At 43.5% G+C, this 10168-nt stretch carries 6 protein-coding genes; all 6 read right to left on the bottom strand.

The window, feature by feature from the left end; genetic code table 11:
* Positions 1–95 precede the first annotated feature (95 nt).
* Entirely contained in the window at positions 96–2810 is a 2715-nt protein-coding gene (locus tag F566_RS31515; protein WP_020405131.1) for a class I SAM-dependent DNA methyltransferase, read from the bottom strand.
* A gap of 18 nt (positions 2811–2828) precedes the next feature.
* Positions 2829–3011, bottom strand: a complete 183-nt coding sequence (mads1, locus tag F566_RS0101090; RefSeq protein WP_020405132.1) for a methylation-associated defense system helix-turn-helix domain-containing protein MAD1 — start codon at positions 3009–3011, stop codon at positions 2829–2831.
* A gap of 312 nt (positions 3012–3323) precedes the next feature.
* Positions 3324–3830: a hypothetical protein gene (locus F566_RS0101095; RefSeq protein ID WP_020405133.1), complete on the bottom strand. Its 507-nt coding sequence runs from the start codon at positions 3828–3830 to the stop codon at positions 3324–3326.
* 210 nt (positions 3831–4040) lie between these two features.
* Entirely contained in the window at positions 4041–4637 is a 597-nt protein-coding gene (gene gmtX, locus F566_RS0101100) for a gamma-mobile-trio protein GmtX (RefSeq protein ID WP_020405134.1), read from the bottom strand.
* Positions 4634–9808, bottom strand: coding sequence for a gamma-mobile-trio integrase GmtZ (gene gmtZ / locus F566_RS31520; RefSeq protein WP_020405135.1), 5175 nt, complete (start codon positions 9806–9808; stop codon positions 4634–4636). Before gmtZ ends, gmtX begins: the two co-directional genes overlap by 4 nt.
* Positions 9809–9912: 104 nt before the next feature.
* A partial coding sequence (locus F566_RS0101110) for an IS66 family transposase (protein ID WP_020405136.1) occupies positions 9913–10168 on the bottom strand: 256 nt, incomplete at its 5' end.

A 10168-nucleotide genomic window follows, 5' to 3' on the forward strand; every position in this document is an offset into this window, starting at 1 on the left:
GCAGTGAGCCCAGATGACGCCCCACAGGGGGGGAAGATCCAAAATGGCCGGAAAAACACTCTGAATATTCGGCCATATATCGTCGAGAGTTTGAATTACCTCAGAACCTTGGGGTTATTCAGACTCTCCTTAAAGCGGCGACCAATATAAATGCGCTCCAGCACCTCGTCATTACGCTCGTGGGCATGACGCAAGTCTTCTGGCATTTTTTCAGGATCATAGAGGTTTGCGATTGTTTCTGGGAAGTGTGCTTCACGCGCTAGAAGTATGTCTTCAGCGCATCTATTTAAGTCAAAAATATTTTTCTCAGTTAAACTTGGAATGGGAAAAGTATTAAAGCAGGTTGATGATGTATACCTTAAATCCGTCTTTAATTTTCCAGCGACAGCACGCACCCAGCTCATGTGCAAAGTGGATGAAATTATGGAAAAAACATATGGTTGGGCATCTTGAACAATGCTGGCAGCGTTATTAATAATATACTCATCACTCAAATAACCAGCTGTAACATATTCCCTTCTTTCAGAAAACACTGTTGGCACTATTATTTGAAAGCCATTTTGTTTATTTATCCATGCGAATTTGTGAGGCCGCCCAATAGCAGTCTTTGCCCTCGTTCCCGCATTCTCACGAAACTCCCTTACCTTATTTACACGAGAGTAAATATCTTTACACTCCAGAGCTGTATCAAGCTCCTCATCGCTTATCCACAAACACCACCTCAAATTCCCCCTAATAAATTCGCTTGAACCAAGGTAAGGTTTTATAAAGTGAATATACTTTCCTTTCTCCAAGCTCGAAATAAATTCTTTATCTGACTTGTCAAGAATTAAATTGCCACCATCCAATGCGCCGCTACCGTCTGTAATCTTGGCTTTAAAGCCGATTGGTAGTTTGGACGGATCTATTATTATGTCTTTAGCATTCAACAAATATGCATTTATATTTTCCACTTTTCTTGCAACGGTTTTTCCATCTGCATTAATATCAATAATGTACTTTTGAGGATTATTATCACTCGTAATTCCAACGATAATCACTGAAACGCCTGCATTATGACTAGCTAGATTCGACCATTTGAATGATGTATGTGCAAATCTAATTATTGCTCCGTTTCCATAAATAATCGGCCACAATATTGAAGCCTGAGCACCTTGGCAGATCGAGTTTGTAGTTACAAAAGCACTTTCTACTCTACAAGATTTGCCATATTCAGATGCTTTCAATAGCCACCCTGCAACGTAATCTAAAGCTTTCCAGTTGTTTGACTTATTAGAAAAAAGCAAACCTAATTCATTAGTTTGCTCTGATGTGCGCCAATTACTTCCTTTGTATGGCGGGTTTCCGCAAATATAGGTTTCACCGCCTTCGTTCTCAAAATCTACTTCGGCTTGATTGGTTGGTGCACTAAAAAGGTCATCGCCTAACAGCTTTACGCTTGTTCCGGTGGGAGGACATACCGACAGCCAATCAATTTCCAGTGCATTTCCACAGGTAATCCAATTTTCTGTATCCAGAGGAAGAAACTCAGCAAGAGCAAGTTTCTGCCCCCGATACAACAAGTCGCATTGATACTCAGCAATGATTAAAGCCAATCGCGCAATTTCTGCCGGAAAATCTCTCAACTCAATGCCGCGAAAGCTCCTTAGTGATATATCGCTTGGTCGTCCTTTCTCTCCACGAAGCTCGTTAATCTTTGATTCTATTTCTCGCATCTGCTTATAGGCAATAACCAGAAAATTACCCGAACCGCAAGCAGGATCAAACACGCGAATGTTAGACATACGTTTACGCAGGTTTAATAATTTTCGAGGGTTATCTTCTGCTTGTTCCAACTGTTCGCGCAGATCATCCAAAAAGAGCGGATTTAGTACCTTCAGGATGTTGGGAACGCTGGTGTAGTGCATTCCCAATGCGCCACGTTCTTCATCATCTGCCACGGCCTGAATCATTGAACCAAAAATATCAGGGTTGATTTGCTTCCAGTCCAATGTGCCTACGTGTAGCAGATAAGAACGGGCAATTTTTGTAAAGCGTGGCACTTCGATGCTGCCGGAAAACAACCCACCGTTAACATAGGGGAAGCCATCTGCCCAAGAGCGAATGTTTTCTTTTTTGCGGTCTGCGGTTTTGGTATTCATTGAGCGGAAGATTTCGCTAATCACCTCATGGGTGTTTGAGGAATCTTTCGCGCTCATCTGTTCGATGGTGGCGGTAAACAGGTTATCACCAATAAAAATGTCGGTGTCTTCGGCAAAGAAACAGAATATCAGCCGCGCCATAAAGTGGTTCATATCGTGGCGGCGTTCTGATGTACCCCAATCGGGATTGTTTCTTAGAAGTTCTACATACAGGCGGTTTAAGCGACTGGTTGCCCGTATATCAAAGGTGTTATCACGAATTTGTTTAACGGTGGTAATGCCAGCCAATGGCAGAAAAAAGCCGAAGTGGTTGGGGAAGTCTTTGTAGTCGCACGCAACCGTTTCGCCTGAAGCAAGGTCTTCCGCCTCAAGGTTGATGCCATCGGTTGCCAGTATGAACTTGGCTTTGGCTTTGGTGGTCGCTGGGCTGGCTTTGAGCGCATTCAATGTGGCGGTAACTTCTCCCTCGGCACACACGGCAATGTGAATATTGCTGCGTTGTAATACACCACCTTCAATATCTGAAGCGTTGGTTGCGCCACTTTGCAGACGCTTGATGGTGGTTGCTTTGTTGCCAAACGCTTCCAGAAAGGCATAGGGGAAGGATTCAGCATTAAATGCCTGATCCGCCAGTGAGGAGATAGCTTCTTCGATTTCTACTGCGTTCAATGGATTCTTTCCCTGCTCTTATTCTTTTGATGCGTTTTTTTGTACTTCGATCCAAGCGGCCACATCTTGCTGTTTAAATCGCCAGCTACCGCCAACCTTAAAGCCAGGTAGTTTGCCCTCAGCCGCCAAGCGGTAGGCTGTTTTTTCCGCAAGTTTTAGGTATTCAGCTACCTCTTTAAGGGTTAGGATTTCGTCGGGCATCGTGACAGCTCTGATTAGTAAGATGATGAGAGAATAGGGGAAAATTGAGGAATTGGCAATTTCGTATTTGGTCTATTGCAAAGGCAAAATATGAATAAAATCATGGTGACTATTAAGGGATTACAATTGGGTTAAGAGGGAGGGCTGATCAATTAACGAACTGAATGATACTTATGTTATATGTATCAGGGGATAGAATGTTCGGATTATTATCGGTTTTTTGAATGCCGGATAGACAGAGTTAGCTAAGTGTCAAGTTTAGATATTTTAGAAAACCCAACAGCGAGCGAATATGCTCTGGGCCAGTGATTTCTAATACGATGCCATACAAGAAATAGCAGCACCTGCCATTGAGATGGCTATATTGTAGCCTTTCCGTTTCATGCAATTGACAATAGAGATTGGTCCCACAGAACTTCCTTGATTCCTAAGCTTTTTATGGCAATCCAGTAACACTTGGGTTACATGCCCAATGCCTGCCATCACGAAGCAAGTTATATTGGCCAACCGCATTGTTTGTATCAAATTACCCAAGAGGGTGGTGACATGACGATCAAGCTGACTCTCACGTAGTAGAGCCATATAAAATGATATCTCATAGCGGACAGTCATGAGTTTGGCATACATTGAAGTAAGACGAATTGCTGGATCATCCAGATTCGCGTACTTTCTGGCATTATCTAACATTGCGTTATGTATCTGAGTGTAAACCAGAGTCGGGTCACGGCGATTCTCCACCTTGATGGTGACATACTGGGCTTCATCACTGAACCATCCTCGTTTATCAAAGGGTAGTCTAACCTTATATTCATCAGGCAAGAGTATGCCGGACAGGCTATTTCTCAAAATATCTAGAGCGATATGGTCAGTTCTTTGCTGATATTGAGTGCACAATACCTACAGCAAGAAGATGGCAACAACGCGCATTTTTGATCATTAAGAAATCACAAAAATGTCAGAAATCAACACCTTTCGGTTAAAAAATACACAAAGCAGTCGATCTCAGTTACCCACTATATTTTGAATGTGTTAAAGATACTCAAGCGCCTTTTTGATTGCATCTATTGTACCTGGCTTAAAAAGCCGGTTACCTTGGCTGTCCACAACCTCGCCTCGATCACCTAGTACATAACCCCACTCTTTAAGGAACTCATCAGAAGCCAAGAACTCAAGAGCTCTGCGCTCAACATCTGACAGACGATGCCTGGATAGGCCACCTCTTCGGTCATCGACCACTATGGTAGTACCCGGAGGCACAATTTCTCTCACTAGGCGCTTCGCCTCATCCAACTCAGCTTGCTGCTTAGAAACAAGTAACCGAGTTTTGGGGTCTGTAATTTCATCAATCCAAGCGTCCGCTGACTTACGCTTGCGAGGCTGATTAGGCTTTACCATTTCAGCAAAGTGTTTTATTAATGCCTGGTACGCCTCACCGCTCCTATTTCGAATGGACTGAGCTTTAGGAACCCCCCGATCAGCCCCAATTCGAGCAATAGTCGAATAGGAAAAGTCATAAGCGTCGCGATCGACTTGCTCTTGGCATACCGCATAAACAGCATCTAAGGTTTTTGACTGCCTAGCGGATGCGCCCAGTTTTAACTTTTCTAATAGTTCTGAGGGGCTCAAAACAACTCTCCACTGACATATTCTACTCGATCAAAGTCAACATCAGGGTTTGCCAACTGCAAAAACTCTTGCTTGGTTATACGTTCTTCTGGTGCCAAATCTTTAAGGCTAATTCGACCATCTATTAGAGCATCGACTTTCTGCCAACTTTTCAACCGGTCTAACATAAGTCGCGTTATCTGGTTACCCACCACTAGCTGTTGCTGTTTGTCCAGAGTGAACATATGAACTGGAACCTTATTTCTAAGGGCCATCTTATCTATCAGCTGTGACCTCGGCGCTAGAGCCATTTCAGATGAAGCTGACTGATAAATTTCAGCATTTTCACAAACTTCTGAAAGCTGATTGAAACGAGACACTTCATTATATCTGATCTGCAACTCATGGTCTTTTTGAACAATTAGCTTTGTAGGGGATTTAACCTCGGCACTATCAGAAACCTCCACCTCCTCATTAACTAACGCTTGGCACTGTTTGAGTAGCTTTGAGGACTTATTCATATCACACAATAATGAATCGAGCTTCTTGGCTGCGGCTTCAATTTCAGATAATGTTTTCCGCTTTCGAAGTTCCAGATGATTTCTTGCTTCCAAACTAATGGTTTCACCTCGAAGTTCAGCGTCATAAGCTGCATCATCACATTCATTAATCTGCTGATTAAGCTCTTTCAGTTGTAATTCAAGCCCATGATAATGCTCATACTGTAAGTGAGATGCCAGGGATATCTCGTTACCGAGCGACAAAAGGCCGCCAATAAAAGCTGGGCCAGTAATAAAATGTCGACAAGCTATACAGTTCTGACTACCCAGATAACCCATCGGCGTAGCGGATCTGACTTGCGAACTCTGAATGATATCTCCACCATCCGAGCACCTATCACCGCCATATGGGCAAATTCCATAATCTCTAAACAAATACGTACCTGCAGGGGTTTCATTTGAGATTACGTTAAGCGCATCACTCGAAGTTGCGATTAATTCATTCTTAATATCATCAATCCGACCTTGCTCTATCATTCGCTGCGCCGCATACGATTTATTTTGCATCGCTCGCTTTTCACCCTCGGAGAAACGGCGGCGAAGGTCTTCGGAGCCAACCTTGCAGTAGTAAATAGTCATAACGATTGAAGAATGACCAGCAACCTTCATTATAATTGGGAGCGGCAAGCCAAACTCTTCTACATAGGCCGTAATTAAACTGACCCTCATTGAGTGAGGTGTATATCGACTAGAATATCGGCTAAGCACAGTTTCATCAGCGCCAGAAAGTGTCGCAAGCTTCAGGTCGTTTGACTGTGAATGGTAGAGTGAAGCCGACAGCCTAGACGCTAATCGCCCTGAGAAATGACCAGGCTCTTCATCCCCATAATCACGAAAAAGAAAACAGTTGGCACCTTTAGTCGACCTCTGCTTTTCATTAAGCGATGTTCTAACACATTCCAGCCAAGGAATTGGCCGTGATATGGGGTTGTACTTAGACTGCCAATTCCGAAACTGCACCATCCAGTACGCAAGATCTTCAGGCATCCAGGCAACACTATAGCCACTGCCATTTGAGCTGGTTTTATTAGATGTAAAGTACATGCCAATTTCACCATTCTCATAATACTTAACGAAACTTTGATTCTTAGTTAGCCCAGCTAATGATGACTTATTAACTTTCCACTCAATAGAACCTGATTCTGTAACAACAGCTATCTCTTTATCAGCTTCGCCGGAGTCACAATAAGCTATTTGCCGCCCCCTAGCAGGAACTGACATCAGAGCAAAGGTATGCATCCAGTAGCCAGGAAACCAGATCTGATACTTACCATTCTTTTCTCGAACCACACAATTTGGGTCGCTTCGATCTACCTTTCCTGAGTCTATATCGAACCAATCAGCACCAAAAACATGAAGATGCTTCAAGTCAGAGAAGCTTTTTGCTTCTTTAGGAACCATCCATTGCTTTGCTGACTCCACATACTGATATGCCAATGCATGCTTAACGGTTTCTCCCACACTTGAGCTGTATTTCGAGGGATTTTCAACTGAAAGATTTGAGAAAGGATTGTGAGTATTTGCTACTAAGACTAACTCGCCTGTATCCTCATCTTCGTCTGTCAGATACTCATGAATAACAAAGTCTAAAAACTCATTAACGGACGTTAGAGTTTTGTGAGAAACACCCTTATTTTCATTGACTAACAGCCAGTCTTTAAATGGGCGAATATCTTTTTTCTCAAGTGTTAAAAATTTTTGTGGTGATTCGCCCACTTCGTAAGCTTGAATGTAATAGCGAACAAAACGACATAAATGCGATTCTTTAGTACCGCCACCCTTAGCCCCTTTAAGAAAATCCTGAATACAATCTGCCCAAGGAGTGTAAGGTGATCGGATATTTTTTACTCTATAAGGTTCCCGATTCCCTAAATAGACATACCAATTGATCCATTCATCCTTATAAACTTGATCAGGTGTTCTTGGCAGTCTTACATTGCCAGATTGAATGATATAGTCTACGTACTCCCGCTTACTGGCTAACTTCTCTCCCGCTATCAGATCTACAGCCTCATCGTACGTATATGGTTTTATAATATCGCAAGTGTCATACCAATCTACCCATTCATTCTTAAAACTTCTATCTGGGTTAGCAGGCAAAATCGTGTATATTTTTCGTTTTTCTCGATAGTCTTGACTATTTTTAATGTCTAAAATCTTCACTGCCAACTTTATATCAAGCAAAGATTTATAGGTTCTTGGCAAAAGAAATAATGTCCAACCTTGCCACTCGTCTCTATATGTTTCATTAGGAGATGAGGGCAGTTGAGGGTCTAAATTTCGTTTTTCCTGGTACTCTGTTGAAGTTGTTATTCCAAGTCCTATGGCGGCAGCGGAAGCTTCTTTTAGCTTGGGGTATAACTGTCTCGATACTTTACCCAAAAACGACGGCCAACTTTCCCACTCCGATTTATATGTTGAGTTTGGATTTGACGGCAATTTAGTGTCTAAATACCGCTTTGCCCTATATTCAGTAACAGTCATGACCTTAAGCGCTATTGTAGCCGCGGAAGCTTCCGCTAACGAGAGATAGAACCTTCCCCCCAAAAACGATGGCCAACTTTCCCACTCTGTTTTGTATACAGTATTTGGAGATCCAGGCAAACTAGAATCCAAATGCCGCTTTGCCTGATACTCGGTAGAAGTTGCAATTCCAATCGCTTTAGCCGCAGCGGATGCTTCTGCTAGTGAAGGGTAAACCTGATTGGACTCCCCACCCAAAAACGACTGCCAATCTTTCCATTCTGCATCGTATACATCATTTGGTCTTGACGGTAATTGAGAATCCAATTTCCGCTTTAATTGATATTCATCATAAGACGTAATCCCAAGGGCTAAAGCCGCTGCGGAAGCTTCCGTTAGCGTGGGATAAAACTGCCTGGGCTCATGCCCCAAAAACGATTGCCAATTTTCCCATTCCGATTTGAAAAATTTTTCTGGAGCTGCTGGCAAACTGGGATCCAAATGTCGCTGTTTCTGATATTCGAAAATAGTTGCAATTCCAAGTCCTATGGCCGCCATGGAAGCTTCCGCCAACGTAGGATAAAACTGCTTGACCTCTTTACCCAAAAACGATGGCCAACTTTGCCATTCCGTTTTGTACAGGCAATCTGGAGCTGAAGGGAGTCGAGCGTCCATAAACCTCTTTTCGCGATACTCGAAATGTGTCGTAATCCCGAGCCCTATAGCCGCTTTGGAAGCTTCTGCTAACGAAGGATAGAATCGCTTAACTTTTTTAACTAAGAACGATGCCCAGTCCTGCCACTCTGCTTTATACACACGATCTGGATTCAACGGTAATTTAGGATCCAGATACCGCTTTGCTCTATACTCAGTACGTGTCATAACCCCAAAAGCCGCTGCTGCGGCTGAAGCTTCTGCAAGCGTTGAGTAATACGTCTTAGCCGCATTATCAAAAAACGACGACCAACCTTGCCATTCCTCTTTGTATACGTCATAGGGCCTTGAAGGTAACTGATTATCCACATGCCGCCTGAGCCGATACTCATTAGAAGTGGCAATCCCTTGCTCTACAGCTGCTGCGGAAGCTTCCGCTATCGAAGGGTAGAACAGCTTGCCCTGTTTCTTTAAAAACATGGGCCAACTTTGCCACTCTAGTTTGTACACTTGCTCTGGGCTTGAAGGCAAAAGAGAATCATAATGCCGCTTTGCCTTATATTCGGTAGAGGTCAAAATTCCAAGAGCTTTAGCTGCTGAGGAAGCTTCTGCTAATGTGGGATAAAGCTGCCTAACTTCTTTGCCCAAAAACGATGACCAATTTACCCACTCCGCTTTGTATACGGTATATGGTGCTGCCGGCAAGCGAGAGTCCAAATGTCTCTTTTCCCGATATTCGAATGTGGTTGAAATTCCAAGCCCTATGGCCGCTGTGGAAGCTTTCGCCAACGTGGGATAAAACTGCTTAACCTCTTTACTTAAAAACGATCGCCAACTTTGCCACTCTGCTTTGTATACAGTTCTTGGATGAGCCGGTAAACGAGGGTCCAAATGCCGCTTTTGCTGATATTCGAGCTTAGTTGTGATTCCAAGCTCTAAGGCCGCTGCGGAAGCTTCCGCCAACAAGAGATAAAATTGCTTGGTCTTTTGTAAAAAAGAAGACCAACTTTTCCATTCAAATTTGTATAAGCACTCTGGACTTGAAGGCAAGCGAGGATCCAATTGTCGTTTTTTCTGATAATCTAGCTTAATTGTAATCCCAAGTTTTATGGCCGCTGCGGAAGCTTCTGCTAGAGAGGGATAATAATCCTTAACTTCTTTACCTAAAAACGACGGCCAACTTTTCCAATCCGATTTGTATACCTTGTTTGGGCTTGAAGGTAATTGAGAATCCCAATGCCGCTTTACCTGGTACTCAGTAACAGTCGCAATTCCAAGTCCTATGGCTGCTACAGAAGCTTCCGCTAAAGAAGGATAAAACTGCTTGGAAGCCTTACCCAGAAATGACGGCCAATCTTGCCACTCTGCTTCATATATATCATTTGGTCTTGACGGTAATTGGGAATCCAATTTCCGCTTTACTTGATACTCATTAAAAGTCGTAATTCCAAGATCTATGGCTGCTGCAGAAGCTTCCGCCAATTTTGAATAGAATATATTTCGTTTATTACTCATCAACACTCCTCTCAAGATCCTGCATGCTCAACCTTAGTTCTTCATCTGTCGGCTGCATATAAACTAAACATGAATCTGGGCTTTTGTGAGTAAGCGTCCGGCTATCACAGGTTGACCGGACCGCTCCAGTTGTGAGGCAGTAATTCAGCAATGGCACTGTTCTTCTGCGTCGGCAGACGCGCCAGTACATCTTTCAGATAAGCATAGGGATCATGTCCGTTCAGTTTGGCCGATTGGATCAGACTCATTACTGCCGCTGCCCGCTGACCACTGCGCAGCGATCCGGCAAACAACCAGTTGGAACGACCCAGCGCCCAAGGCCGGATCTGGTTTTCCACCCAATTATTGTCGATGGGCACG

The organism is Hahella ganghwensis DSM 17046 (genome assembly GCF_000376785.1).
Lineage (GTDB): Bacteria > Pseudomonadota > Gammaproteobacteria > Pseudomonadales > Oleiphilaceae > Hahella > Hahella ganghwensis.